Here is a 26,303-nt window from a genome sequence, read left to right as displayed (position 1 = left end):
GCACTCTGCGCGTTCAGGCAACCCGTTGTCGAGCATTCTGAGCGATGTGGTGAACCTGAGAGATTCCTGTTGACTTCCTGGATGCGGCGGCATACGTTGCCCCTCGTGTCCATCCCGTTACCCCACGACGGAGAAAGAAGGTCCGCTTTGTACCTGCGTTCGTTGGCAGTCGCCGGAGTCCTGGCGCTGTCGCTCCCCGCGACGGCAGCAGTCGCCGCCACACCTGATGCCGATCCCTTGTCCAAGTTCGAGAAGGTCGAGTCCTCGGGCTCGGTCAGCACGACGTTCACGCCGGGAGCCGTCGACGCCGACGGCGACGTGACGGTCGTCGTGCAACTCGCCGCCGACCCCGTCGCCGTCGTCGAAGCCGAGAAGGGCTCCGAGCTCTCCAAGGCCGAGCGCAAGGCGCTCCGCGACAGCCTCAAGACCGCGCAGAAGCCGGTCGTCGACGCGGTGAAGGGCAGCGGCGGCGCCGTCGAAGCCCAGATGCAGTCGGCCTACAACGGCGTGCAGGCGACCATCCCGGCATCCGCTGTCGACGAGGTCGCGGCACTGCCGAACGTCGTCGCCGTGCGCCAGGCGCGCACCTACACGGTCGACAACGCGACGTCGGTGCCGTTCCTCGGCGTCCCGCAGGTGTGGGAGAGCACCGGGTTCACCGGTGAGGGCATCAAGGTGGCGATCATCGACACCGGCATCGACTACACGCACGCGAACTTCGGCGGCCCCGGCACGGTCGAGGCGTACGAGGCGGCACACGCCGCCGAGACGTCGGCCGCAGACCCGGCGCTGTTCGGCCCGAACGCACCCCGCGTGAAGGGCGGCTGGGACTTCGTCGGCGACGCGTACGACGCGAACGACGACGCGAGCGTCCCGAAGCCCGACGCCAACCCGCTCGACTGCCAGGGTCACGGCAGCCACGTCGCCGGCACCACCGGCGGCAGCGGCGTGACCGCCGACGGCGTCGGCTACACCGGCGCCTACGACGACACGTCGGCGTCGAAGGACTGGCGGATCGGCCCGGGTGTCGCACCCGAGGTCGACCTGTACGCCCTGCGCGTCTTCGGCTGCGACGGCTCGACCAACATCACGGTCGCGGCCATCGACTGGGCCGTCGCCAACGACATGGACGTCATCAACATGTCGCTCGGCTCGAGCTTCGGCTCGAAGGACGACCCCGAGGCCGTCGCCGCGGCCAACGCGGTCGGCGCGGGCGTCGTCGTCGTCGCCTCGGCCGGCAACTCGGGACCGAACCCGTACCTCGTCGGTGCACCCAGCACGGGCGACGGCGTGATCTCGGTCGCCGCCACCGACAGCTACCAGACGTTCCCGGGCGCGATGATCACGCTCGACGGCTCGCAGCAGGTGCAGGCGATCAACGCCAACGGCGTCGACGTATCCGGTCTCGGCGAACTCGAGGTCGTGAAGCTCGCCGACATCGCGGGCACGCCCGAGAACGAGGCGCTCGGATGCTCGGTCGCGGCGTACACGCTGAACGGCGTGGTCGAGGGCGGCGAGCAGATCGCCGTGTCGGTCCGCGGAACCTGCGCACGCGCAGCGCGCGCCGTGTTCGCAGAGCAGGCGGGTGCCGCAGCGGCGCTCATGGTCAACAACGCAGCCGGCTTCCCGCCGTTCGAGGGTCCGATCACCGAGAACCCCGACACGGGTGACAAGTTCAACGTGACGATCCCGTTCCTCGGAGTGCCGTCGACGGATGGTGCGAAGTTCACCTCGGGCCAGGCGGCGACCTTCGCGGCCAACACGCTCACCAACCCGGGCTTCCGCGGCTTCGCGTCGTTCTCGTCGAACGGACCCCGCAGCGGTGACTCCGGAATCGGTGTGGATGTCGCGGCGCCCGGCGTCTCGATCGTCTCGACCGGCGTCGGCACGGGCAACCAGCCCGGTGTGCTCTCGGGCACCTCGATGGCGGCTCCGCACGTCGCCGGCGTCGCGGCGCTCGCCGTGCAGGCGCACCCGGGGTGGAAGGCATCCGAGGTTTCAGCCGCGGTCGTCTCGTCGGCAGACCCCGACGGTGTGGCGGGTCAGCAGCTGACCCGCGGCGGCGTGGGCCTCGTCGACACCGCGCAGGCCGTGGCGACGCAGGTCACCGCGACCGGCGACTCGTTCAAGACCGACAGCGGCAGGAACCGTGAGACGGCGCTGAGCTTCGGCTTCCAGGAGTCGCAGAGCTCGTTCAGCGGCCGCAAGGAGATCACGCTCACCAACCACGGCAAGACCGCGGTGACGTACAAGGTGAGCGCTGCCCCGTCGGCGCAGTCCGAGCAGGCCAAGGTCTCGTTCAACCGCTCGTCGGTGACGGTCCCGGCCCGCGGCACCGCCAAGGTGCAGGTCACGGTCTCGGCTCCGGCGAGCGCGGTCGGCACGTCCGACGCGAGCACGTTCGCGCTGTACGAGTTCTCGGGCAACGTCGAGTTCACGTCGAAGTCGTCGACGCTGCGGGTCCCGTACCTGCTGGTGCCGCGTGCCGACAGCAACGTCGACACGAAGACGAAGGAGCTCTTCGGCAAGAAGGACAAGATCGTCGATACCACCAAGAAGGTCACGCTGACCAACTCCAAGGGTGCAGCCGACGCGTACGCCGACCTGTACACCTGGGGCCTCTCCGACAAGAAGGACGTGTCGAAGAAGATCGCCGACACGGGCTTCGACATCGCGAGCGTCGGTGTGCAGTCCTACCCGGACGACGGCGTGGTCGCCTTCGCGGTCAACACCCACAAGCGGTGGTCGAACGCGGCGGCGATCGAGTTCGACGTCGTGATCGACAACGACCGCGACGGTGAGCCCGACGTGATCCTGCTCGCTCTCGACGGCGGCCTGCTGCTGAGCGGCAGCTCGGACGGACGCAGCCTCGTGGCCGCGTACGACCTGGCCACCGGTGCCATCACGCCGATGTACTACTCGGTCGCGCCGACGAACAGCAGCACGATCATCATGCTCGGCGACATGAGCGAGCTGGGCATCACCGGCGCGTTCGACTACTCCGTGCAGACGTTCTCGCTGACCGACACCGCCGGCAGCGACTCGGTCGACGGTGTGGCGACGTACGACCCGACGGCGAAGGCGTTCGACGACGCCCAGTACGAGGTCGTTCCCCGCAACGGCAAGCTCGACGTCACGATCGCCGTGGACGCCGAGCAGGTCGCCGCGCAGAAGCCGCTCGGGGCGATGTTCGTCGCGATCGACAACGCGTCGGGCACCAGCGAGACGGTGCTCGTCAAGACGCGCAAGTAGCGCTTCGCGAACCCGACGGGGCCGGCATCCGATTCAACGGATGCCGGCCTCGCCGGCGTTCCGGGCAGTCGGCGCTCAGCGCTCGCAGAGCAGGGGAGTGGCTTCGGTTCCGAACCGGTAGTCGTACACGACGCCGTCCACCGTCACGACGACGCGCATGCCGTCGATGAGCGCCTGCGTGTACGACATGCCGGGCTTCGGGCAGCCGAGGGCGGCGTTGGGCCATGTGACGTTCTCGGCCGAGACGAGCTGCGGCTCACCGGTGACGCCGCGGGATGCGAGATCGGCGACGATCGCGTCCCAGTGGGATGCCGGAACCTCGGCGGCTTCGCCCGACGCCGTCGGCACCGGCTCGAACCGCGAGAGGCTCGGCGAGGGGGAGGCAGGCGACGACGGCTCGGACACGGTTCCTCCGGGAGCGCAGGCGGTGAGGGCGACGGCGGTGGCGAACGCGACGGTCGTCATGGCGATTCGGCTCAGACGACGCACGCTGCCTCCTTCGGTCGTGGTCACGCTAGCCCCGCAGCCTGCGAACCGCCTGAGGCGGGCGGGTGTCAGGGGATGAGCAGCAGCAGCCAGCCGCCGATCACCACGAGGCTCACCACGGCCAGCACGATCGCGGTGACGTGGGCGGCGCGCGAACCGCGCAGCGCGCCGCGGAACATGACGGCGATCGAGGCCGCGAGCAGCACGAGCCAGGCGAGCACGAGGGCGATGCCGACGACGAGCCCTGCTCCCTCATCGTCCTGCCAGAAGCCGCCGGTGTATCCGCCGATCCATGTCATCGACTTCATGACGAAGAACGCGGCGGCGAGCACCCCGGCGAGCATCGCAGCCGCCCAGAGGGCGATGCCCCCGATGAGGCGCGGTGCGCCGTTGCGGGCCGGCGCCGTCGCCGGGCCCACGTCGATGCGTGTCTGTTCCATGAGCCGCACTGTACTCGCGGGATGCTCGGCGGTGCCACGTGTCCGGACTGAGCATGCCGCTCACGCCGGATCAGTTGATGATCTCGCCGCGTTCGGTGCGGATGGTCTCGAGCCGCTCCTGCCACATCTGCAGCGCCTCGGGCGTCAGCCGCGTCCAGTCGGTCACCTCGGCGACGATGCGCAGCGGCGCGCTGCTGCGGTACGAGCGGGTGGGGTTGCCCGGAAACTTCTTGTCGGTCACGTTCGGGTCGTTCTCGAACGGTCCGGTCGGCTCGACGCGGTACACGCGGGGTGCGCCGTCGCCCGGAGCGATCTCGGCCGCGAGCCCCGCCCCGTCGGGGAGCGCGGTGAAGTAGATGTGGTTCATCACGATCTCGGGGCGGTAGTTCGAGCGGAACCCCGCTGTGAGCAGGTCGCCGACCTGGAGGTCGGCTTTCGTGCCGTGGTAGAACGGGCCGTCGTCGAGCTGGCTCATGCTCTCAGCCTGCGCGACGAGCTGCGGATGCCGCAACCGCGGTGCGGAGCCGCTCAGCGGTACTCGGGGTTGGCGTCGAAGCCGAAGTGCTCACCGGCATCCCACCTCTTGCGCAGGTTTCCGTACGCCGGGAGGCCGCCCGCGTCTTTGAGGAGCCGCGCGATGTGGAGCAGGTTCCACGTCATGAAGGTGGTGTTGCGGTTGGTGAAGTCGTTCTCGGGGCCGCCCGATCCGGGGTCGAGGTAGCTCGGGCCGGGTCCGACCTCGCCGATCCAGCCGGCGTCGGCGGCGGGCGGGATGACGAAGCCGATGTGCTGCAGGCTGTAGAGGATCGCCATCGAGGCGTGCTTGATTCCGTCTTCGTTGCCGGTGATCATGGCGCCGCCCGTCTTGCCGTAGTAGACGTACTGGCCGCGGGCGTTGAACATGCCGCTCATCGCATAGAGGCGCTCGATGAGCTTGCGGGTGATCGAGGAGTTGTCTCCGAGCCACAGGGGCCCGCCGATCACGAGGATGTCGGCCGCGTCGATGAGCGGCCACACGTCTTCGAGCCAGTCGTCGGTGTCCCAGCCGTGCTCGCGCATGTCGGGATAGACGCCGGTGGCGATGTCGTGGTCGACGAAGCGCAGCGTGTCGACGGTCACGCCCTGGTCGCGCATGAGCGCGATGCTGTGGTCCATCAGCCCCTGCGTGTGCGAGAGCTCGGGGCTGCGCTTGAGGGTGCAGTTGATGTAGACCGCGCGGAGGTCGTCGTAGCTCGCGGGCGGGGTGGTCGCGTCGCTCATGGCGCCGACGATACGCCCGGGAATGGGCGGGCGCACCGGGGTCGGGTGACGAGACGGCGACGGATGCCGCAGGCCGCGGCATCCGTCGCCCTGGGATCGGCCGGGCGGCGCGCGGGTCGTGCCGCCCGGCCCGTCAGCTCGCGAGGGCGAAGCCGCCCGTCCAGCCGATCTTCTCGCCGACGGCGAGGGTGAGCTGCAGGAACCCGATGGCCTCGAGCTCGTGGGCGCGCGAGAGGGCGCCGGCGTCGACGGCGGCGACTCCGCCTGCCTGCACAGCGGCGATGAGCGCGGCCTTGGCGTCGGCGTCGTCACCGGCGACGAGCACGGTGGTGGGGGCGCCCTCGACGGTGCCCGAGGCGAGCGTCGCGGCGAAGTTCGTGTTGAACGCCTTGACGACCTTCGCGGCGGGGAGTGCGGCCTGCAGCTCGGCGGCCGCGGAGCTGCCGGCGGGAACGACGAGCGAGTCGAAGGTCGAGAAGTCGAGCGGGTTGGTGATGTCGACCACGGTCTTGCCGGCGAACTGCTCGCCGTAGGCGGCGACGATCTGCGCGAGCGAGGGGTGGGGAACGGCGAGCACGACGATGTCGCCGTTGACGGTGGCGGATGCGTCGCCGCTGCCGATGTGCTGGATGTCGGCGCCGCCGCGTGCGAGAACGCCGGCGATGGCCTGGCCCATGTTGCCGGTGCCGAAGATGGTGATCGAGGTCATGTCTCTCTCCTTGACTATTTGCTTGTAGCTTCAAGCATCTGAGAGGTGGAACTCGCTTGTAGGCACAAGTATTCCTAGAATCGGAGAATGAGTCGCGCCAGGTTCTACACAGCTGAAGAACTCGACACGTGGGTGCCCCTGGCGGCCCTGCTCGAGCTGCTGCCGCGCGAGCTCGATGCGCAGCTGCAGCGTGACGCCGACCTCACGCATTTCGACTACGTCGCGCTGTCGGCACTGACCAACGCCGACGGGCATCGGCTGCAGATGAAGCGGCTCGCCTCAGTGACCAACGCGACGCTGCCGCGGCTGTCGCACGTGATCACCCGGCTCGAGCGGCGCGGGCTGGTGCGGCGGGAGCCGAGCACCGTCGACGCTCGGGCGACCGACGTGGTGATCACGGCGGAGGGCCGGCGCGTGGTGCTGCGGGCGACGCCGGGCCACGTCGAGAATGTGCGCCGGGTGCTGCTCGACCGCCTGACCGCGGAGCAGGCGCAGAGCCTGCGCGAGGTTGCGGCCGCGGTGCTGGGGGAGCTGGATCCCGACGGGGCGATGGCGGCGACACGGCCGCGGTGAGTGTGGAGCTGCGACCCGTGGGGTGCCTCACCGCGCGTCGTTCGTGAGCTGACGAGCGCGTACGGTGGGTCTGTGCGCATTCTGGGTGACGACGACGCTGCTGGCCGGGGTCGCGCACGCGAGCACGCGTCCGCAGTCGAGGCGGGCGAGGGGGCCTCGACGTGACAGCATCCGTCAGCCGTCGGGTCGAGCTGCGGCTCACGAGGCCGTGGTTCGCGCTCTACTTCGGCGTGCGGCCGACGATCGTGATCGAGGGACGCGGCCAGCCGGTGCAGTGGGGCGTCGGCACGTGGCAGCTGCCGGCCGACCGCGCGGCGACCATCGGCGTGTTCCTCTTCAACCGGCTCTGGCGGTTCGGGCAGGCCGAGCTCATGCTCGCACCCACGGACGCACCGGTGATCGCGTATCGGGCGCCCGCCCTGCCGTTCGGTCGTGGACGGATGCGGGTTCAGCCGGCGCCGTGACGACGGGGGCGTGATCGGATCCGGTCAGTCCTCGTCAGGACCGTCGGCGGTGCCGGATGCTCCGAGCACGAGGTCCTGCTCGAGCGTGAGGTCGATGATCTGCCGCAGCAGTCCGCCTGCAGTCGTCGCGTGGAGGAGGGTCTGCCGGTCGAAGTCGCCGAGGGGAGCGATGGCGGCCAGCTGCCAGGTGGACTCGATGGGGTCGTCCGAGAGCTCGGTCGCGGCATCCCATCTCACCGACTCGGTGAGTTCGCCGAGCAGGGTGGCGCGCGCGACGACGCGCCGCACGATCGCCTCCGCCTCCGCGAGGAGGGGCCCGAGTGCGTCGTCCCACTCCAGTGCCGCAAGCGTCGTCACGTCGGCGCGCGGGTAAGGATCATCGTCGAGCCACGCGGTGACCTCGACGCGCTCGCCGCCGACGGCCACCACGTGCATCGCCTCGGCGGCCGACTCGACCTGCACGATGCGTGCCATGGTGCCGATGCGGCTGCGCTGGTCTTCGCCGCCGACCTCGCTGCCGCGCTCGATCAGCACGACGCCGAACTGCGGATCCTCGTCGTCGAGCAGGCGCCCGAGCATCGTCAGGTAGCGCGGTTCGAACAGCCGGAGCGCGAGCGGCGTATGCGGCAGGAGCACCGAGCCGAGCGGGAACATCGCCACCGGAGCCATGGCGCCTAGTCAACCAGTGGAGGGAGAGGGTGGCGCGTCTCTCAACTGGGAGGTCGCTGAGATCGAGCCGCGTCGGCCGGGCGGTTCGTAGGCTGGCGGCGAGGAGGGCGCCATGCAGCATCCGCAGCCGGAACCGATCTCGGCAGACCAGGAATCGGTCTGGGACTACCCGCGCCCGCCACGTGTCGAGCGCGTGGACCGCCGCGTGCGCATCGTGCTCGGAGGCGAGGTGATCGTCGACACCACCGACGTCGTGCGGGTGCTCGAGACGAGTCATCCGCCGGTGTATTACCTGCCTCAGGCCGCGTTTCTTCCGGGGGCGCTGATCCGCGGCCCCGGGGGCTCGGCGTGCGAGTTCAAAGGATCGGCGCGGTACTTCGACGTGCGGGCCGGCGGCGAAGAGCGACCGCACGCCGCGTGGGGATACCCCGCCCCGCTGCCCGGCTACGAGGCGCTGAGCGACCGCGTCGCGGTGTACCCGGCGCTGATGGACCGGTGCACCGTCGACGGCGTCGAGGTGACACCGCAGCCCGGCCGGTTCTACGGCGGATGGATCACCCCCGAGATCCGCGGCCCGTTCAAGGGCGGGGTCGGCACGATGGGGTGGTGAGCGTCCTTTCATGGCGCTGGGCCCGCTGCGCGGGTGGGTGGTCGTGACGCGGTGAGGTGACCTGCCATGGGCCATTGCTCACCGCGGTACCTCGACACGGCACTGGCGCTATCGCGCCGAGGCGGCGTGCGCAAGTGGTTGCACACGGTGCAGGCGGGTGCGCAGAGTGATGGTGTGACCACACCCCGCATCGCCGTCGTCTACAACCCGAGCAAGATTAAGCGCGACGATCTGCGCGACGCCTTCGACAAGGTCGACGCCGCCGCGTGCGCCGCCGCAGACTGGTTCGAGACCACCGAACACGACCCTGGCAACGGGCCCGCGCGCGACGCCCTCGACGCCGGTGCGCAGTTGGTGATCGTCGCGGGCGGCGACGGCACCGTGCGTGCGGTCGCTGAGGTGCTGGCGGGGTCGGATGCCGCGCTGGCGATCGTGCCGCAGGGCACGGGCAACCTGCTCGCCCGCAACCTCGAGGTGCCGATCGGCGATGTCGCTGCCGCGCTCGAGCGGGCTCTGCGGGGCGATGAGCGGCGCATCGACATCGGCTGGATCGACACCGGGGGCGGTGACGAGCAGGGCTTCGCGGTGATGGTCGGGTTCGGTCTCGACGCCCACATGCTCGTGGAGACCGACGACGACTTGAAGGACAAGGTCGGCTGGCTCGCCTATGTCGAAGCACTCGGCCGGGCGGTGTCGAAGTCGGAGGTCGTCGACTTCACGCTGAAGGTCGACGACGGCGAGCCCGAGGCCGTGAGCGGCCACACGCTCGTCATCGGCAACTGCGGAACCATCCAGGGCGGCGTCGCGATCCTGCCCGACGCTGCCGTCGACGACGGCCTCCTCGACGCGCTCCTCGTCAGTGCAGACACGGTGACCGGATGGCTCGACACCGTCCGCTCGTTCGTGTGGGACAACGGCATCCGTCGCGTGTTCACGTCCGAGGCGCAGACGGTGGATGCCGACACCGCTCGCCACCTCACGGGTGCGTCGATCAGCGTCGAACTGCCCCGGCCGCTACTGTTCGAGATCGACGGCGAGGAGGTCGGCGACGTGCAGACCTTCACCGCGCGGGTCGATGCTGGAGCACTGCGGGTGCGATGACGTGGGGATGCCGCCTCTGGTGTCCACGAGAGACGCTCCTGTCACCCAGCGCTGACGGTGCGGAATCCGCAGTTGCCCATCGACGAATCCGGAGTGTTGCCGGTGCGCGCGGCGACGCGGTATCGGTTGCAGTACGACTCGTGGCAGAGGTACGACCCGCCGCGCGTCACGCGGCGCTCCTCTTGGACGATCGGCAGCAGCGGGGCTCCGGTTCGGGATGCTGACGCAGGGGTGGTCTCGAACCGGTCGGCACACCATTCCCAGACGTTGCCGGCGACGTCGAAGAGGCCGTAGCCGTTCGCGGGGTAGGTCCCGACGGGCGAGGTGGTCAGCCAGCCGTCCTCGCGGGTGTTGCGCGTGGGGAACGTGCCCTGCCAGATATTGCACATCCACCGTCCGCCCGGGGTGAGCTCGTCGCCCCAGGCATAGCGGGCACCGCGCAGGCCGCCGCGCGCAGCGGCTTCCCACTGGGCCTCGGTGGGAAGCGCCCGACCTGCCCAGGCCGCGTACGCCTGCGCGTCGGCCCATGAGACGTGGACGACGGGGTGGTCGTCGAGGCCGTCGACGTTCGAGAGTGGCCCGTAGGGATGCCGCCAGTCGGCGCCGGCGACCGACAGCCACCAGGGCGCCCCGCCGAATCTTCCGCGCACGTGCTCGGGTCGAGCCGCGACGGCGAGGTGGAAAACGGCCGAGTCGCCGAAGGTCTCCGCCTCGGTCACATATGCGGTCGCGTCGACGAAGCGTCGAAAGGCGGCGTTCGTGACAGGGGTCGCATCGATGTCGAAGCCCTCGAGCTCGACCTCACACTGAGGGCCCTCGCCGTCGAACGGGTACCCCTCGTCGAAGGCATCGCCGAGCAGGTAGCGGTCCGCGGGTATCAGGCAGGTCGCGGCATCCGTCGGGGAAGTCGTCACCGCGAAAGCTTGACACATTCGCCGCGGGCACGCTATAACACTAGTTACATATGTGCATCTGCACATAGGCGACTCGACGAAGAGGAGAGCGATGATGAAGTTCGAGCACGTGCTGCTGGGCGTTCTGGCGAACAAGCCCTACCACGGCTATGAGCTGATGAAGTGGTTCGACGTCGAGGGCCAGTTCATCCGGTCGAATACGCACCACAGTCAGATCTATCGCGAGCTGGCGCGGATGGTGAAGAACGGCCTTGTCGAGTTCGAGGTCGACCCGCGCGAAGGCAGGCCCGACGCCAAGGTGTACCGCATCACCGAGATCGGCCAGCAGGTGCTGCTGGAGTGGGTGCGTTCGCCGTACGAGCCGACCAGCCGCTTCCAGGACGCCGACTTCAACACGCGCTTCTCGTTCACCGTCGGCCTCGACGTCGAGGCCGCCCTGCGGGTGGTCGAGACCGAGCTCACCTACCGTCGCGATCAGGTCGCCGCCAGCCGTGTGCGCAAGCGCGGATACGTCGGCGTCGAGCCCATCCCCGGCCTCGACATGGAGCGCGCGGCGCGCTACGGCGAGCAGATGCACCTCTTCGGCGCCGACTCCGTCGACCACTGGATGGACTGGCTCGAAGAGATCCGCGCCATGCTCATCGCCGACATCGCACGTACTGCGTCGACCGCCGACGCTGAGGAGGAATCCGCATGAGGGCCATCATGGTCATGTTCGACAGCCTGAACCGGCGGATGCTGCCGAACTACGGCGGCGATTGGGTGCACGCGCCGAACTTCCAGCGGCTCGCATCCCGCACGGTGACGTTCGACAACTGCTACGGCGGATCGATGCCGTGTATGCCGGCACGGCGAGAGATGCACACCGGGCGCTACAACTTCCTGCACCGCTCGTGGGGACCCCTGGAGCCCTTCGACGACTCGGTGCCCGCGATGCTGAAGGCCGCCGGCGTTCACACGCATCTGGCTACCGACCACCAGCACTACTGGGAGGACGGCGGCGCGACCTACCACAACCGCTATTCGACCTACGAGTTCTTCCGTGGTCAGGAGGGCGACCCCTGGAAGGGGCAGGTGGCCGATCCCGAGATCCCTGATTCGCTGGGCATGACCGCGAAGGTGAAGCCGAAGCTGTGGCGTCAGGACTGGGTGAACCGCGCCCACCTCGAAGACAAGGCCGATCACCCCCAGACGCTCACGTTCGACGCCGGCGTCGAATTCATCGAGACCAACAAGGGTGAGGACTCCTGGTTCGTCCAGATCGAGACCTTCGACCCCCACGAACCCTTCTTCAGCTACGCCGAATACAAGACGCACTACGCCGCGGCGGAATACGACGGTCCGCACTTCGACTGGCCCGACTACGCCAAGGTCACCGAGACCCCCGAGGCTGTCGAGCACGCCCGGGCAGAGTATGCCGCGCTGCTGACGATGTGCGACGAGTCGCTGGGGCGCGTGCTCGACCTCATGGACGAGAACGACATGTGGAACGACACGATGCTGATCGTCTGCACCGACCACGGCTTCATGCTCGGCGAGCACGGGTGGTGGGGCAAGAACGTGCAGCCCTGGTACGACGAGACCATCCACAACCCGCTGTTCGTGTGGGACCCGCGTGCCCAGGTCGCGGGGGAGCGCCGCGGTGCGCTCGTGCAGACGATCGACTTCGGCCCGACGCTGCTCGACTTCTTCGGCGTCGATCCCACCGCCGACATGCAGGGCTCCTCGCTCGCACCGGTCGTCGCCGACGACACCCCGGTGCGCGAGTACGGCCTGTTCGGCGTCTTCGGCGGGCACGTCTGCGTCACCGACGGCCGCTATGTCTACATGCGCGCGTCGGCGACACCGCAGAATCAGCCCCTGTCGGAGCACACCCTCATGCCGACGGTGATGACCGGGTTCTTCCCGCAGCAGCAACTCGCGCACGCGCAGCTCGTCGACCCGCTCCCCTTCACCAAGGGGCTCAAGGTGCTGAAGACGCCTGCTCAGGCGTGGGTGAGCCCATACGCCTTCGGCACCCAGCTGTTCGACCTGCACACCGATCCCGAGCAGATCGCGCCGTTGAGGGATGCCGACCTCGAGCTGCGGCTCGCGACCGCACTGCGCGATGCGATGACGGCGGCGGATGCCCCGACCGAGCAGTTCGCGCGACTGGGACTTCCCGAAACCGGCCCCCTGACGGAGGAGCACCTGCTCATCGACGCGCAGTGGCAGCTGCTGCAGCTGTCGCTGGCCCCGGCCGCCAGTGCCGAGGACTTCGGCGCCGACGGGGTGGTGCTCGACCGCCCGATCGCCGAGCTGCTCGCCGACCCCCGCACCCGCGCGGTGCTCGTCGAACGGGCGCCCATGCTCGCGGGCGGACCCATGATCCAGATGATCGGCGGCATGAGCCTGCTGCAGATCGCCGCCATGATGGTCGGCCTCCTGCCGCGCCCCGTGCTGGCCGGACTCGCACAGCTGCTCACGGCGGCTGAGGCATCCGATCAGCCCGTTCCCGTCGAACCCGTCGAGCAGGCGTGACGCCCTCAGCTCGTCCGTAAGACCCGTCACCTGACGGCACGACCCGACTCTCACCGAAACGCATCGAAACGCACCGCCACAGACGCATCCCGAATCGATTTCACCGAAACCATCATCACGAAGGAGTGACCATGACCACCGACAGCAGCACCCCACCGCAGACCGGCTACGCGCCGGCTCCGGCAGCCTCTGCCCCGACCGTCACGGCGGCGATCCGCCACGGCGACCTCGACAAGAAGGGCGGCGTTCCGCGCCGCAAGACCAACCTCGTCATCCTCGGCGGATCGATGATCGCCGACGGCGGCGAGGGTTCGATGGCGACGACCTTGTTCCCGGTGATCGCCGCGGCGCTGGGTCTTGCGACCAGCGCCCTGGGCATCCTGGCCGCCGTCGGCCGTATCGTCGGCGTCGTCGCCGGCCCCGCGTGGGTCTTCCTCTCGAAGAAGATCGGCCGCCGATGGGTGCTCGCCATCGCCACCGGCTTCTGGGGCGTCTGGGGAGTGGCCGCTGGTCTCGCGCAGGACTTCACTCAGCTGCTCGTGCTCTACGGCATCATGGCCGCCGGCACCGCGGCGGCGCACGTGCTCGTCCCCGAGGTCATCGGCGACTCGTTCGAAGACAAGAAGCGCGGCCGCGTCGTCGGCTGGGTCTACGGCGGCACCGCCGCGGTCAGCTCGCTCATGGCACCGCTCATCGGCAGCCTCGCCAACATCGAGGACGGGTGGCGCTACGGCTTCTTCTTCTTCGGCGCACTCAACGTCGTCTTCGGCCTGCTGATCCTCGCGTTCTACAAGGACCCCGGCACCGGCGGCGGCGAAGAGCAGCTCAAGACCTTCTCGAAGGAGGAGCGCGAAGCTGCCTCGAAGATCACGTGGGCCAAGGTTCGCAAGCTCCTCACGATCCGCAGCTACCTGATCCTGCTGGTCAGCCGCCTGCTGTCCAGCCACATGCTTCTCGCCGTGTTCGGCGTCACGATGCTCGTGCAGGAGTTCGGCTTCGACGTCGCCCTCGCCGCCACCGTGATGGCGCCCTTCGGCATCGGATTCCTCGTCGGAAACGTCTCGGGCGGTCTGCTCTCGGACTGGCTCAACAAGGTCAGCGTCAACTACGGTCGCATCGCCATGCTCCAGGGCGCCCAGCTGCTGTTCGCCGTGTTCGCCTACTTCACGACGCAGGTCGTCTACGACGGCATCATGCCGTACCTCATCCTCTTCGGACTCTGCGGTCTCGCCCAGGGCTTCAACCCCGCCGTGAACCGTCCGCTGGTGATGGCGATCGTGCCGCCCGAGCTGCGCGGTGCCGCCTTCGCCATCTTCGTCTCGATCATCGAATCGATCGGCTTCGCGATCTACTCCGTGGTCGGCGGGGCGCTGGCGGCGACGATCGGACTCCAGGGAGTGATGCTCTGGATCGTCTGCGGCGTCATGGTCGTGAACGCCGTGTGGCTGTCGCTGCTCTACCGGCCGTTCAAGAAGGACCGCCTCGCGCTCGAGGCCGACCTCGACGCACGCCGCGCCCACATCCTCGACGCCGAAGCCCACGGCCAGGCGATCTGATGGGAACGAGCATGACTCGGGAGCAGGTCGAACAGCTGCTCACTGCGGCCAACGCGCACTCCTGACAACCACGAACTGGGGCCGGGCAGTGATCTGCCCGGCCCCAGTTCGTATCCCCCGACGATCGAGAGAGACAATGACCAGCCCGAGCGCCATTGACGCTGAATCTCCGGCGACTCGAATCGTTGGGCACCGCCGGAATCCGGACAGTCGCGGCATGACCGACCGCCGCTTCCCGCGCGCGGTGTTCCGCCACGGCATCGAACCTGACGCCCGCTTCACGCTCGCCAACGAGCGCACCTTTCTCGCGTGGATCCGCACCGCGCTCGCGCTCATCGCCGGCGGTGTCGCGCTCGAACTGCTCGGACTCGACCTCCATCCGGCCTCCGGCTCGCAGCATCCCTCGTGCTGGTGATCGCCGGGCTCATCACACCGGCGCTCGCGTGGCTCAACTGGGCTCGCACCGAGCGGGCGCTCCGTCGCGGCGGGCCGCTCCCCGCCACAGTCCTCGGACCGCTGCTCGCCGTCGCTGTCACCGCTGCGGGTGCGCTCGTCCTGCTCGCGATCCTGATCCCATGAGGGCACTGTTCGACCCCGGGCTCCAGCCGGAGCGTACCGAACTCGCGTGGCGGCGCACGTGCCTCGCCTTCGCCATCGGCTCGCTCGTCGCTCTGCGCGTGCTGCCCGCCGCGCTCGACAACGCGTGGTGGGTGCTCGCAGGCGCCGCCGGACTCGCAGCATCCGGTGCGCTGTGGCTCAGCGCGAGCCGACGCCTCAGCGTCGTCGACACCATCCTCGCGCGTGATTGTGACAGAGGCGGGATGCCGGCGGGCCTACTTCTCGCACTTTGCCTCATCGCACTCGTCGCGGGTGTCGTCAGCCTCGCGGTTGTCCTTGGCGCGTGACACCCGATTTTGGAAGACCGTCGTCATGGGAGATGACGCTCCAGAGGAGGGCGGCCCGTTGTTCCACGCGACTTGTTCAAGCGAGGGCGGTCACGACGGCGGCCGCCGTGCTCAGTGCAGGTCCCCCCCGTGTGTCGAAGCAGTCGTGAACTACCAGGCACGAGGCGCCGCGGTCCGTTGGAAACACTGAGATCTCTTCCCGAGAGAACTGGACGCGACGGCGGGAGTCGAACCCGCTGCGCTTCCGGGTATGAACCGGAGCCCGGGGCCACCCGGTTCGCCGCGATGCCCCGTTCGAAGACCGACACCTCACGAGGGTCTGCTCCCGTGCGGGGACGACACCACGCTAGCCCTCGGCGCCGACAACGGGCAGAGGCGTAACCGAACGTTTCCCTGAGCGTCGCCGTGTGACGAGTGCGAAACACGGCGGCCTGCACCGGCCCTCGCCGTGCTCCGGAAGCGTAGGTTCGAGGGAGCGGAAGGAGGCCCACATGGCCCGCATCCACATCATCGGCGGACACGGCAAGATCGCCCTGCTGCTCGCGCCGCTCCTCGTGGCGCGCGGCGACGCCGTCACCTCGATCATCCGCAACCCGCAGCACGAGGCGGATGTCGCAGCCACCGGCGCGCATCCGCTCGTCGCAGACGTCGAGGCTCTCGACACCGACCAGCTCGCGCAGCTGATCACGGATGCCGGTTCCGACGCCGTGGTCTGGTCGGCGGGCGCGGGTGGCGGAGATCCGCAGCGCACCTATGCGGTCGATCGCGATGCAGCGGTGCGGTCGATGGATGCCGCCCAGGCGGCCGGCGTGCCGCGCTACGTGATGGTGTCGTACTTCGGTGCCGCACTCGATCACGGCGTTCCCGCCGATCACTCGTTCTTCGCCTATGCCGAGGCGAAGGCTGCGGCCGACGAGCACCTGCGCCGGAGCGCCCTGGACTGGACGATCCTCGGCCCGAGCACGCTCACTCTCGATCCGCCGACCGGACGCATCGACACCACAGCAACCGAGTCGGGCTCGGTCAGCCGCGCCGATGTGGCGGCTGTGATCGCCGCTGCCCTGGCCGACCCGTCGACGGTGGGGCGCAGCATCCTGTTCAACTCGGGCGACGTGCCGATCGCCGAGGCGATCGCGCCGTAGATCCGCGGGGACCGTCCCCATCGCACCCCGCAAGTCACTGGCGCCCTTCGCTCGCTCGGCGGACACGGATCCGTCTCACGGGGGAGGCGGATGCATGCCGCGGCACGCATACTCGGAACCATGAGCGAATCCGTGTTCTCGGCGGGAGCCGAGGTGGTCACGCCCCGCGGGCGCGGCTCCGTCGTCGATGCCCGCGCCACCCACTCCGGCACGTTCGTCATCGGTGTCGAGGACGCCACGGGCGAAGTGACCTACTTCGTCGAGAAGGCCGTCCGCCTGGCGAACAGCTAGCGCCTCAGCGCGAGGCGACGAAGGCCCGCAGCTGCTCCACGACGAACGCGTGGTCGTCGGCCTGAGGCAGGCCCGAGACGCCGACGGTTCCGACGACGCCGACGCCGGCGACGGTGATCGGGAACACGCCGCCGTGCGCGGCGAACAGCTCGGTGTCGAGTCGCGCGTCGGTGTCGAAGCTCTTGCCGGCGGCGCGGAACGACAGCCCGACCCCGTACGACGATCGGCCGAAGCGGCGCGCGACGCGAGTCTTGCGCTCGAGCCAGCCGTCGTTGTCGGCGCTCGAACCCGGCAGCGCGGTGTGGAAGACACGCGCCTCGCCGAGGGTGATCCCGATAACGATGGGGAGGGATGCCGCCGCCGCGGCCTCGCGCATGCGGGCGCCGAGGGTCCAGGCATCCGTCAGATCGAAGCCTGTGAGCACGAGCTCACGCTCCTCGGACTCGACGCGGTCGAGAATCTCGCGGGGGTCGCTCATGAGGACGAGCGTAGTGGTGGGGGCCGGGGTGAGGCGGGGCGTTTCGTCTCGCTGCGCTCGCTCAACGACCGTGGGAGGCGGGGCGTTTCGTCTCGCTGCGCTCGCTCAACGACCGGAGCGGGGCGCGGGCCGCTCAACGACTGGGGGTGGAGGTGGCGGGCGCGGGCGGCGGGGCGGCCAGGGCGCGCAGCATCCGTTCCAACACCTCCTGCAGCTCTTCGCGAGCCGGCGACGCGAGATCGGTCGTGTATTCGACCCCGGCCGGGATCCATGTGAGCCCGTACATCGTCTCTCGGAAGTCCGCGCCGCCGACGGGCCAGCGGGTCAGCCCCGGGCCCGCGTCGGTCGCGCCCTGTCCCCACTGGCCGAACATCTCGCGCATCACGTCGAGCGGAAGTTCCATGACCGCATCCGCCTCGACCGGCTGGCGCGCCCACGACCGTGCGACCAGGATGAATTCCTCGACCTGCTCGGGTGTGAGCGGCTTCGGCTCGAACAGCACGCGCGTGTGCTCGACGCCCGAGAGCCGGTCGACGCGGAAGGTGCGCCAGTCGTCGCGCTCGAGGTCCCAGCACAGCAGGTACCAGTGCCGGTCAGCGGGCGCGAGCGCATGCGGCTCGACGCGCCGCCGCGTCACCTCGCCCGATGCCGCCCCATAACTGAAGCGCACGCGCTCGTGGTCGCGGCAGGCGAGGGCGAGCTCGCCGAGCACCTCGGTCGACACCGGCGCTCCGGCGGCGATACCCGTCGGCTGCACCGTCTCGGCGAGGGCGTTCACGCGGCGCTGCAGGGGCGCGGGCAGCACCTGTTCGAGCTTCGCGAGCGCGGTGATCGTCGTCTCGGGGCCGCTGATCAGCCGCTGGGATGCCGCGACCCGCAGCCCGATCGCCATCGCCACGGCCTCTTCGTCGGTGAGGAGCAGCGGAGGCACGGCGCTGCCGGCCTCGAGCCGGTAGCCGCCGGTGGACCCGGGCGACGACTCGATGCGATACCCGAGGTCGCGCAGGCGCTCGACGTCTCGTCGCACGGTGCGCTCGGTGACGCCGAGCCGATCGGCGAGCTCCGACCCGGGCCAGTGGCGATGGGTCTGCAGCAGGTTGAGCAGCGAGAGGGCTCGGGTGGTGGTGTCGGACATGCGTCAAGATTCTCATGCATTGCGGACCGTATGTGTCCGCATCCGCTTCTACCCTCGAGCCATGGCGAACGAACCGATCATCGAAGCGCAAGGGCTCACCAAGCGCTTCACCGTCAAGAAGAAGACCGTCGAGGCCGTCACCGACCTCACGTTCCAGGTCGCGCGAGGTGAACTCGTCGCATTCCTCGGCCCGAACGGCGCAGGCAAGTCGACGAGCCTGCGCATGCTCACCACACTCATCCCGCCGACCTCGGGTACCGCCCGCGTGGTCGGCCACGACATCCTCACCCGGCCGGGCGACGTGCGGGCGCGCATCGGCTACGTCGGCCAGCTGACGAGCGGCAGCTTCTCGCAGCGCTCGCGCGACGAGCTGCTCAGCCAGGGCGCGTTCTACGGCATGTCGAAGGCTGCCTCGCGCGCGCGTGCCGACGAGCTCATCGAGTCGCTCGACCTGTCGGGCTTCGCGAACCGCTCGGTGCAGCAGCTCTCGGGCGGGCAGAAGCGCCGGCTCGACGTGGCGCTCGGACTCATGCACGCGCCGCCGCTCATCTTCCTCGATGAGCCGTCGACCGGTCTCGACCCGCAGAGCCGGGCGAACCTGTGGCAGCACATCCTCGAGCTGCGCCGCACGCACGGCACCACCGTGTTCCTCACCACGCACTACCTCGAAGAGGCCGACCGGTACGCCGAGCGCGTGATGGTGATGGACCGCGGGCGCGTCATCGCCGACGACACGGCCACGGCGCTCAAGGCGACCCTCGCCGGTGACGTGCTTACGCTCGGCTTCGACGGCGAGACGGATGCCGCCGCCGCGGTCGCGGTGGTGCAGCGGCTCACCGACCGGCAGGTGACGCAGGATGCGGCATCCGTCACCGTCACCGCCCCCGATGGCGACGCGCTGCTGCCGGCGGCGGTGCGCGCGCTCGATGCCGCCGGCATCCAGGTGCAGCGGGCGACGGGCGTACCGCCGACCCTCGACGACGTGTTCCTCGCGCTCACCGGGCGCACCCTGCGCGACGCCGAGCAGTCGGCGACGGGCGATGAGAACGAAGAGACGGATGCCGCCGCCGACGGCCCGGCCGCAGGTGACAGTGCGGCCGAGCAGAACACCGCGGGCGACGCCGCACAGAAGACAGGAGCGAACCGATGACCGCGCAGATCGAGACCCGGCCCGACACCGCCGTGCGGGCGAACCCCGCCCGCGACACCTGGAACGTGCTGACCCGCGAGCTCAAGCCCGTGGTGCGCGACCCGTTCACGCTCATCTTCAGCCTGGTGCAGCCGCTGGTGTTCCTGGGGCTGTTCGCTCCGCTCCTCGTCGGGTCGTCGGGCGCGCCGGTGGGGGAGACCCTGCAGTGGTTCGTGCCCGGCGTGCTGGTGATGATCGTGCTGTTCGGCACCGGCGCGACCGGATCGAACCTGCAGTACGAGATGATGACCGGCTCGCACGAGCGCACCCTCGTGGCGCCGCTCGCGCGGTCGTCGCTGCTGGTCGGCCGTGCGCTCAAGGAGATCGCACCGATCGTGGTGCAGGCGATCATCATCGTGCTCATCGCGTGGCCGTTCGGGTTCACGATCAACGTTCCCGGCCTGGTCGTCGGCCTCGCCCTGCTCGCCGTCTTCGGCGTCGGGCTCGGGTCGCTGTCGTACACGCTCGCGCTCAAGACGAAGGATCGCGAGTGGCTCTTCTGGGGCGTGCAGCAGACGCTGATCTTCCCGCTGCTGATCCTGTCGGGCATGCTGCTGCCGCTCGACGAGGGGCCTGCCTGGATGCGGGCGGTGTCGACGGTCAACCCGGTCAACTGGGTCGTGCAGGCGGAGCGGGCGCTCTTCGCCGGCGACCTCGGGGCGATCGAGGTGCTGTGGGGCTGGGTCGCTGCGCTCGTGCTGGCGGCGCTCGGCCTGTGGGCCGGCATCCGCGCGATGCGCAAGAGCAGCTGAGATCGGCAGGCACCGGCCCGCCGGCCGCTCGGCCCCCGGGCCGTTCGGCCCCGGCCTGCCGGCCTGAGCTCCGCCCCCAGGATTTGGGCTTTGAAGGCCCGGTTCTGGGGGTGGAGCAGGTTGAATCGGGGCTTCGACCCTGAGGATCGGGGCAGGGGCACCCACATCTTGGGGGCGGAGCGACTCGGCGCGGGGAGGGCGGTGGGCGGGACGGGGACACGCGCGGAATCGAAGGGCTGATCCGGGGATTAGGCTTCATCCATGACGCGGGCGACACGGCGAGGCATCCTCGCTGTGGTCACCGTTCTGGTGCTGGTCGCGCTGGGCGCCGGCATCGGCCTCGCGGTCGGCGATGCCCTCGGCATCCGCACCGAGCCCGCCGAGCAGATGCAGCCCGCCGCTGCCACGGTCGCCGAGGTCTCCGAGACCGTCGCACCGCCCGAGATCACGGCCCTCGACGTGCCGACGACGGAGCGTGTCGGCGTGGCAGTCGACGAGCTGCTCGACGCGATCGCGGATGCTCCGGAGCGCAGCGGCGAGCTCGCGCTGTCGGTCGCGCCGGTCGTCGACGATGAACCGGGCAGCGCCGACGACCCCGCAAGCGACGAGTCGGAGTCCGCCCCGGACTCCACCGGCCCGGCCACCGCCGACACCGCGCACGACTCCTACAGCCTCACCGGCGACGCTGCCGCCCTCCGGATCACGGCCGATACCGACGCCGGCGTCACCCGCGCGATCTACGACCTCGCGCGCGCAGTTCGAGCCGGCACCTCCGTCGCGGGGCTCGTCGGCGAGCACGAGGCATCCGTCCTTCCGCTGCGCATGACCGACCTCGGAGCTGTGGGGGTCACGCCCGACCCTGCGGCGTGGGAGGCGGGCACCGACTACTCGCACGCGTCGGAGGCGTTCGCCGACGTGATCCTGCCCGAGGCGCCGTACATCGACGAGGCGGCGCTCGCCGCGGCGTACGACGACTTCGACGTGTTCCTGCGGCATTCGCTGGCCAACGGGTTCAATGCCGTCGCGTTCCCCGGTTTCGTCGAGTTCGTCACGTTCGACGACGCTCCGGGCGGTCCGGTGTACGCCGAGGGCGACGACCACCGCGACAAGGCGCTCGCCCTCCGCGAGGCGTTCACCCCGTTCTGGGATCGCGCCGACGAGCTCGGCGTGCAGGTGATGCTGCGCACCGACATGCTGGCGCTCACGACTCCGCTGCAGCAGCACCTCGAGGCCGAGTTCGGCTCGCTCGACACCGAGAATCCCGAGTTCTGGCAGACCTACACGGCCGGGCTCGACGAGCTGTACGCCGCCAGCCCGGCGCTCGACGGCGTGCTCATCCGCATCGGCGAAGCCGGCGACGTGTACGACGTCGACGGATGGGACGTGTACTCCGCGCTCGCCGTCACCAGCGTCGACGCCGTGCGCGCCATGCTCGAAGCGTTCACGGCGCAGGCCGAGGCATCCTTCCGCGAGGTGATCTTCCGCACCTGGAGCGTCGGGGTCGGCGCGGTGGGCGACATGCACACGAACGCGGAGTCGTACGAAGCGGTGCTCGGCGGCATCGACTCGCCGGCGCTCATCGTGTCGACCAAGTACACGCTCGGTGACTTCTACAGCTGGCTGCCGCTGAACGACACGCTCGAGCAGGGCGAGCAGCGGCGCATCGTCGAGTTCCAGAGCAGACGCGAGTTCGAGAACTTCGGCGCCTTCGCGAACGACCTCGGCGCGGAGTACCAGTGGGCGATGCAGCAGCTGCTCGCCGCCAACGACCGCATCGAGGGCGCGTGGGTGTGGACGCAGGACGGCGGGCCGTGGCGCGCCGGACCGATGTCGCTGTACCTGAAGTCGGGCTTCTGGCAGCTGTACGAGCTGAACACGCAGCTCGCGGCTGCGCTCGCCGTGGATCCGGATGCCGACGTCTCGGCCGTGACCGCGGCCTGGGCGCGCGAGTGGTTCTCCGACGACCCGGCGACCGTGTCGGCGATCGCCCGGGCGATGACGTCGTCGCGCGAAGCCATCAGCCAGGGTCTGTACATCGAGCAGTTCGCCGACAAGCGGGTGTTCGCCATCGGGCTCGAGCCCCCGCCCATGATGTGGATCTTCGAGTGGGACATCCTCACCGGAGATTCCGCCGTGCTCGACGTGCTCTACTCAGTCGTGCGCGACTCCGGTGACGGTGCGGTCGAGGCCGCGATCGCGCGCGGTGCCGACGCGGTGGCTGCAGCCGAGCGGATGAGCGCGCTGGTCGAAGAGACGGATGCCTCGACCTGGCGCGATCCTGCGATGCGCGACGCGCTGACGGGCGCGCTCGGCTACGAGCTCGACACGCTGAAGCTGCTGGGCGCGTACCGCGAGACGATCCTGCACCGCGGCGAGTGGCACGACACCGCGTCGGCCGGCGCGTATGCCGCCTGGGAAGACGCGAAGAGCCGATTCGAGGTGCTCGCCGCCGAGCACCTCGAGAAGTACACCGGCGACCTCGACCACCCCGCCTACAACCTCACCGCCGCCGAGCTCGGCATCGAGCGTTCGGAGCGCGACCTCGCGATGGCGTGGATCGCGCGCATCCTGCTCGTGCTCGCCGCCGCGTGGGTGGTGATCGGCATGCTCGCCGCCCGCACGCGCCTGGTGCGCCGCCCCGGCGCTGCGGCGGCACGCGCATCGTGGATCGCCTCGACCCGGCCGTGGCGGGCGCGGGAGTCGACTCTCGGCATGCTCGAGCTCGACCGGTGGCTGATGCTCGGCATCCCGGCGGCCCTCCTCGTCGCCACGCGCGCCGTGCAGACGTCGCTCCTGTCGTGGAGCCACCTGGCGATCACGCTCGGCGGATGGCTGGTGTTCGCGCTGGTGGTGCGGCTGTGTGTCGGTCGCCGTTCGCCGTGGCCGGTCATCGCCGCGGTCGGGGGAGTGGTTGTACTCCGCTGCATCCTCACCCTCGCCGCCCTGTCGTTCACCGGCCCGGGCGGATACTGGTTCGCGTTCTGGACCGACCCGGTGCTGCGCACGATCTACATCGCCCTCGCGTTCGCTGGATTCGTGTGGGCGTTCGTCGCCGCAGGCTGGGCGCTCGCGACCCACTTCGGCGCCCGCCGCGCGACCGGATTCGTGCTCGCCGCCGTCGGCGCCGCGCTCGCCGTACCCGCCGTGATCATCGGCGCCATCGGGCTCGAGACGGCGCTCACCCAGTGGAACGACGAGATGGGCCTGCTGCCGTGGGGCCTCGCCCGCATCCTCGGGATCACGACGTACCTCGAGATCCCGGTGGAGACGCCGTGGTTCGCGTCGGTGCTCGGCGCCGGGCTCGCGGTGCTCGGTGCGATCCTCGCGCTGCCCGGCAAGCGCCCGTTCGTCGACCAGACCGAGGATGCCGCGCCCGCAGGCGTCGACTCGTAGGCCCTGGTGCCGGCGCTGTGCGCGCCGGATCGCGTCACTGCAATCTCGGAGATCCCGGATGCGGAGGACCGATGCCGCGGGATCATCCTCCGCTGCGGAGATCTCCGAGGCTGGCAGGGGTGCGGCCCCGAGGGGAGAGCGTGCGACCGCGGGCCCGGTAGCCGGCGCCGCCGCTCACGTGCGCGGGCGCGAGACGGCTCGCTGGATGCGCCGCGCCACGCCGACCGCGCCGATCACGAGCGTGAGCACGCCGACGACGAGCACCACGTAGGCGATGGCCGCGGGCGCCGACAGCGTCGACAGCCAGTCGACGAGCCCCTCGCGCCGCTCGGACTCGAGCAGCGTCCAGACGCCGAATCCGGCGATCGCGGCGAGCACCAGCCCCCAGATGATCGCGGCCCAGCGGGTGCGGGGTCGGGTCGCGACGGATGCCTGCGCCGCGGCAGCGGGAACGGTGGCGGGCGCCGCGGGGTCGGCGGCCACGGGGAGCGGCGCGGCGAGGGGCGCAGCGAGCGGGGGCTCGAGCGGGGTAGCGAGCGGGGGCTCGAGAGCGGTCGTGTCGACAGCCGGAGTGTCGAGCGCGGGCGTGTCGACAGCGGGGGCGTCGGCAGCTGCTGTGTCGGGTCCTGCGGTGTCGGCTCCGGTGGGCTCGAGCGGCTGGGTGTCGTCGGCGGTGGTCACTGGTCGTCCTCCGGTTCGAAGATGGTGATGTAGACCGAGCCCACGGTCTGGTTGAGCACGACGCGCTGCTGCGTCACGGGGCCCGGTGTCGCGCCGTTTCGTATCGACCAGTCGTAGACGGATGCGCCGTCGGCGGCGGTGCTCGGGTACACGATTCCATCGGACTCGAACTCGCCGGTCTCCTGGTCGATGCGGCTGTAGCTGACCGACCCGCCGCCGAGGTGGGCCTCGAGGATGAGCTGGGTTCCGGGGTTCACCGTGATGTAGGTGTTGCCGTTGAGCTTCTGCACGTCGATCGTGCCGGCGACCACGGTGCGGCTGCCCGAGAGCGGCTCGACCCAGATGTCGGTCGACCCGAACACCTGGCTGACGGACTGGTCGCTCGCGCGCGAGGTGAGCGAGGAATGTCCGAGCATCACCGCCCGCGGCCCGCCGACGAGGGAAGCGACGAGGCCCGAGATGAGCAGCACGATGGTGACGGCGGTGAGGAAGCCGCTGCGCCGTCGCGCGATGCCCGCGACGACCATCGCCAGCGCGGTGATGGCGGCGGCCGCCAATGCGCCGATCGCGCCGGAGTAGTCGGCGGACTCCGGCGAACCGAGGGCCGCGAGTGAGGCCAGGGCACCGCCGACGATGGCGGCGCCGATCGCCGTCAGCACGAACGCGAAGCTCGTCCGCGGTCGGGTCGCCCGGCGCACGCGACGGCGCTCCTCGACCTCGGCCGCCCAGGCCACTCCCATGGCTTCGCGCTCGCGGCGGGACTGCTCGCGGGCTGCGCGCTCGGCATCCTGCTGGCTGCGACGCCACGCGTGGTCGTGACGGCGCCACTCCTCATGGCTCGCGCGCCACTGCGCAATCGCCTCGTCACTGGCCTCGCCTGGGGCAGACGGCGGGGTGAGGATCCCGGCGTCAGCGACACGGGGGACCGAAAGCGCGGCATCGGAGTCTGGTGCCGCGACGACGGATGCTCCCGAAGACGGTGTGACGAGCGCGGCTGCGGGAGCAGCATCCGTCGTCAGATCCGTCCCGACGGCGGACTCGGCCGGCGCGGGGCCGCCCGAGTCCGCGTCGCCCTGCACGGGAACCGCCGCGACGGCGGTGGCTGCACCCTCACCCGAAGAGGGGGCGGCCGGAGGCGCCGATGCGTCGTCCGCGGAAGCCGGTCGCGGAGGATATGCTTCGGCGCGCCGGTCGGCACGCGCCGACCGGACGATGAGGAACGTGGCGGCCCCGATGATCGCCAGCGCGAGGATCACGCCGAAGCCGCCGAGGGGAGAGCCGAGGTCCCAGATGCCCCACGGCTCCAGGGGGGAGCCGACGCCGAAGACTGCCCACACCGGCCACAGTGCGGCGTTCCACAGCCACGGCACGACCGGCACGAAGCTGACGATCGTGAGGATGAGGATGCCGACCATCGCCGGGTCGAACCGGCCCTGGAAGAGCTCGCGCAGGTGGATGCGGCCGTTCACGTCGGGCAGCAGCGCCCACGCGATGGCGTAGACGAGGAGCGCCGGAAACCCGATCACGGCGAGCACCACGACGATGCCGCGCACGATCAGCGGGTCGATGCGCAGGCGCGCCGCGAGCCCCCCGCACACGCCGCTCAGCCACCCGTCGGCCCGCACGATGCCGAGACCGCGCACCCACGAGAAGAAGCGATCCGAGCCCGACGGAAGACCGGCCGGCATGGGTGGCGGCGGACCCGGATCGGTGGGGGGAGCAGACGTGGTGTCGGTCATGGCTCCAGCCTGCCGCCCGGTGGACGCTCGCTGCCATGGGGTGA

At 70.1% G+C, this 26,303-nt stretch carries 24 protein-coding genes, 1 tRNA gene and 2 pseudogenes; 15 read left to right on the top strand and 12 right to left on the bottom strand.

Annotation, left to right across the window (positions count from 1 at the left end; genetic code table 11):
• The first annotated feature begins 162 nt into the window (after window positions 1-162).
• Entirely contained in the window at window positions 163-3,252 is a 3,090-nt protein-coding gene (locus tag JOD63_RS11050; RefSeq protein WP_245243910.1) for a S8 family peptidase, read from the top strand.
• Between the two features lie 75 nt (window positions 3,253-3,327).
• Here JOD63_RS11050 and JOD63_RS11045 read toward each other — a convergent pair whose 3' ends face one another.
• From JOD63_RS11045 to JOD63_RS11025, 5 genes are all read right to left on the bottom strand, one after another.
• Window positions 3,328-3,717, bottom strand: coding sequence for a hypothetical protein (locus JOD63_RS11045; RefSeq protein ID WP_045275414.1), 390 nt, complete (start codon window positions 3,715-3,717; stop codon window positions 3,328-3,330).
• Between the two features lie 89 nt (window positions 3,718-3,806).
• Entirely contained in the window at window positions 3,807-4,178 is a 372-nt protein-coding gene (locus JOD63_RS11040) for a hypothetical protein (RefSeq protein ID WP_045275413.1), read from the bottom strand.
• 70 nt (window positions 4,179-4,248) lie between these two features.
• Window positions 4,249-4,653 (bottom strand): NAD(+)--rifampin ADP-ribosyltransferase, encoded by a 405-nt coding sequence (arr, locus tag JOD63_RS11035; RefSeq protein WP_045275412.1) that lies wholly within the window; start codon window positions 4,651-4,653, stop codon window positions 4,249-4,251.
• Between the two features lie 53 nt (window positions 4,654-4,706).
• Entirely contained in the window at window positions 4,707-5,438 is a 732-nt protein-coding gene (locus JOD63_RS11030; protein ID WP_045275411.1) for a flavodoxin family protein, read from the bottom strand.
• 133 nt (window positions 5,439-5,571) lie between these two features.
• Window positions 5,572-6,147, bottom strand: a complete 576-nt coding sequence (locus JOD63_RS11025; RefSeq protein ID WP_045275410.1) for an NADPH-dependent F420 reductase — start codon at window positions 6,145-6,147, stop codon at window positions 5,572-5,574.
• 87 nt (window positions 6,148-6,234) lie between these two features.
• Between JOD63_RS11025 and JOD63_RS11020 the strand changes: the two genes are divergently transcribed.
• Both JOD63_RS11020 and JOD63_RS11015 read left to right on the top strand, forming a co-directional pair.
• Window positions 6,235-6,720 (top strand): MarR family winged helix-turn-helix transcriptional regulator, encoded by a 486-nt coding sequence (locus JOD63_RS11020; protein WP_045275409.1) that lies wholly within the window; start codon window positions 6,235-6,237, stop codon window positions 6,718-6,720.
• Window positions 6,721-6,881: 161 nt separating this feature from the next.
• Window positions 6,882-7,184: a hypothetical protein gene (locus tag JOD63_RS11015; RefSeq protein WP_045275408.1), complete on the top strand. Its 303-nt coding sequence runs from the start codon at window positions 6,882-6,884 to the stop codon at window positions 7,182-7,184.
• Between the two features lie 24 nt (window positions 7,185-7,208).
• Here JOD63_RS11015 and JOD63_RS11010 read toward each other — a convergent pair whose 3' ends face one another.
• Window positions 7,209-7,853 (bottom strand): LON peptidase substrate-binding domain-containing protein, encoded by a 645-nt coding sequence (locus JOD63_RS11010; RefSeq protein ID WP_045275407.1) that lies wholly within the window; start codon window positions 7,851-7,853, stop codon window positions 7,209-7,211.
• A 112-nt stretch (window positions 7,854-7,965) separates the two neighbouring features.
• Here JOD63_RS11010 and JOD63_RS11005 point away from each other — a divergent pair, with 112 nt between their 5' ends.
• Window positions 7,966-8,463 (top strand): DUF427 domain-containing protein, encoded by a 498-nt coding sequence (locus JOD63_RS11005; protein ID WP_045275406.1) that lies wholly within the window; start codon window positions 7,966-7,968, stop codon window positions 8,461-8,463.
• Window positions 8,464-8,637: 174 nt separating this feature from the next.
• Window positions 8,638-9,564, top strand: coding sequence for a diacylglycerol/lipid kinase family protein (locus JOD63_RS11000; protein ID WP_045275488.1), 927 nt, complete (start codon window positions 8,638-8,640; stop codon window positions 9,562-9,564).
• A 41-nt stretch (window positions 9,565-9,605) separates the two neighbouring features.
• Here the strand turns inward: JOD63_RS11000 and JOD63_RS10995 are convergent.
• A pseudogene (locus JOD63_RS10995) lies at window positions 9,606-10,391 on the bottom strand (formylglycine-generating enzyme family protein); the annotation flags it as partial.
• A 181-nt stretch (window positions 10,392-10,572) separates the two neighbouring features.
• On the opposite strand from JOD63_RS10995, the gene JOD63_RS10990 reads away from it, so the two are divergent.
• The 5 genes and pseudogenes from JOD63_RS10990 to JOD63_RS10970 all read left to right on the top strand — a co-directional run bounded on the left by JOD63_RS10990 (window position 10,573) and on the right by JOD63_RS10970 (window position 15,459).
• Complete coding sequence (locus tag JOD63_RS10990) at window positions 10,573-11,175, top strand: PadR family transcriptional regulator (RefSeq protein WP_045275405.1); 603 nt, start codon at window positions 10,573-10,575, stop codon at window positions 11,173-11,175.
• A complete protein-coding gene (locus JOD63_RS10985) occupies window positions 11,172-12,998 on the top strand; it encodes a sulfatase (protein WP_045275404.1) in 1,827 nt (608 codons plus the stop codon). Before JOD63_RS10990 ends, JOD63_RS10985 begins: the two co-directional genes overlap by 4 nt.
• A gap of 131 nt (window positions 12,999-13,129) precedes the next feature.
• A complete protein-coding gene (locus tag JOD63_RS10980; RefSeq protein WP_052682486.1) occupies window positions 13,130-14,554 on the top strand; it encodes an MFS transporter in 1,425 nt (474 codons plus the stop codon).
• A gap of 217 nt (window positions 14,555-14,771) precedes the next feature.
• Window positions 14,772-15,133: pseudogene (locus JOD63_RS10975) on the top strand (YidH family protein).
• Entirely contained in the window at window positions 15,130-15,459 is a 330-nt protein-coding gene (locus tag JOD63_RS10970; protein ID WP_045275403.1) for a DUF202 domain-containing protein, read from the top strand. Before JOD63_RS10975 ends, JOD63_RS10970 begins: the two are co-directional and overlap by 4 nt.
• 209 nt (window positions 15,460-15,668) lie before the next feature.
• Here the strand turns inward: JOD63_RS10970 and JOD63_RS10965 are convergent.
• Window positions 15,669-15,744: transfer RNA gene (locus JOD63_RS10965), tRNA-Met, on the bottom strand.
• 206 nt (window positions 15,745-15,950) lie between these two features.
• On the opposite strand from JOD63_RS10965, the gene JOD63_RS10960 reads away from it, so the two are divergent.
• Window positions 15,951-16,601: an NAD(P)H-binding protein gene (locus JOD63_RS10960; RefSeq protein WP_045275402.1), complete on the top strand. Its 651-nt coding sequence runs from the start codon at window positions 15,951-15,953 to the stop codon at window positions 16,599-16,601.
• Between the two features lie 120 nt (window positions 16,602-16,721).
• On the top strand, window positions 16,722-16,892 hold the full coding sequence (locus JOD63_RS10955) for a hypothetical protein (protein WP_169748400.1): 171 nt from the start codon (window positions 16,722-16,724) through the stop codon (window positions 16,890-16,892).
• A gap of 4 nt (window positions 16,893-16,896) precedes the next feature.
• Here JOD63_RS10955 and JOD63_RS10950 read toward each other — a convergent pair whose 3' ends face one another.
• Window positions 16,897-17,370, bottom strand: a complete 474-nt coding sequence (locus JOD63_RS10950) for a heme-degrading domain-containing protein (RefSeq protein WP_045275400.1) — start codon at window positions 17,368-17,370, stop codon at window positions 16,897-16,899.
• A gap of 133 nt (window positions 17,371-17,503) precedes the next feature.
• Entirely contained in the window at window positions 17,504-18,505 is a 1,002-nt protein-coding gene (locus tag JOD63_RS10945; protein WP_211088100.1) for a helix-turn-helix transcriptional regulator, read from the bottom strand.
• Between the two features lie 61 nt (window positions 18,506-18,566).
• Here JOD63_RS10945 and JOD63_RS10940 point away from each other — a divergent pair, with 61 nt between their 5' ends.
• The 3 genes from JOD63_RS10940 (at window position 18,567) to JOD63_RS10930 (ending at window position 23,839) form a co-directional block, all read left to right on the top strand.
• Window positions 18,567-19,655: an ABC transporter ATP-binding protein gene (locus JOD63_RS10940; protein ID WP_052682238.1), complete on the top strand. Its 1,089-nt coding sequence runs from the start codon at window positions 18,567-18,569 to the stop codon at window positions 19,653-19,655.
• On the top strand, window positions 19,652-20,446 hold the full coding sequence (locus JOD63_RS10935; protein ID WP_045274024.1) for an ABC transporter permease: 795 nt from the start codon (window positions 19,652-19,654) through the stop codon (window positions 20,444-20,446). The genes JOD63_RS10940 and JOD63_RS10935 overlap by 4 nt, the downstream gene beginning before the upstream one ends.
• Window positions 20,447-20,707: 261 nt before the next feature.
• Entirely contained in the window at window positions 20,708-23,839 is a 3,132-nt protein-coding gene (locus JOD63_RS10930; RefSeq protein WP_045274334.1) for a hypothetical protein, read from the top strand.
• A gap of 174 nt (window positions 23,840-24,013) precedes the next feature.
• Here JOD63_RS10930 and JOD63_RS17815 read toward each other — a convergent pair whose 3' ends face one another.
• Together JOD63_RS17815 and JOD63_RS10920 are read right to left on the bottom strand one after the other, a co-directional pair.
• Window positions 24,014-24,520, bottom strand: a complete 507-nt coding sequence (locus JOD63_RS17815) for a hypothetical protein (protein ID WP_245243908.1) — start codon at window positions 24,518-24,520, stop codon at window positions 24,014-24,016.
• Complete coding sequence (locus tag JOD63_RS10920; RefSeq protein WP_084613323.1) at window positions 24,517-26,259, bottom strand: PspC domain-containing protein; 1,743 nt, start codon at window positions 26,257-26,259, stop codon at window positions 24,517-24,519. Before JOD63_RS10920 ends, JOD63_RS17815 begins: the two co-directional genes overlap by 4 nt.
• Window positions 26,260-26,303: the final 44 nt, after the last annotated feature.

It is taken from the genome of Microbacterium terrae (genome assembly GCF_017831975.1).
GTDB classification, from domain to species: Bacteria; Actinomycetota; Actinomycetes; order Actinomycetales; family Microbacteriaceae; genus Microbacterium; species Microbacterium terrae.
The sequence above is the reverse complement of the archived record's forward strand: the minus strand, read 5'-3'. Positions and strand labels throughout refer to the sequence as shown.